This window comes from Priestia sp. 3CA3, assembly GCF_056836725.1.
On sequence record NZ_JBXENJ010000054.1, the window covers coordinates 1 to 270 of the forward strand.

General features: G+C 43.0%; 1 protein-coding gene. It reads right to left on the bottom strand.

Annotation, left to right across the window (positions count from 1 at the left end; all coding sequences use genetic code 11):
* Positions 1-270: DDE-type integrase/transposase/recombinase (locus tag AC1VNJ_RS26965; protein ID WP_482641642.1), on the bottom strand; the 270-nt coding region annotated here is incomplete at both ends.

Here is a 270-nt window from a genome sequence, read left to right on the forward strand (position 1 = left end):
TATGTCAACTCGTCAAGGTAGAACGTTTCAGACTTTAGCGAGGAATGAAACGATTCGATAGAGGCATTATCTGCGGGAGTCCCTTTGCGGGACATACTCATGGTAATGCCTCTTTCTTTGATTTTTTGTTGATAAGCATACGATGTGTACACGGAACCTTGGTCGCTATGCAGCGTGCATCCTTCAGGCAAAGAAGGAAGTTGACTTAACGTATCTAAAACAAACGCTACGTTTTGACAATCACCAATGGAATACGCAATGATTTCTCCG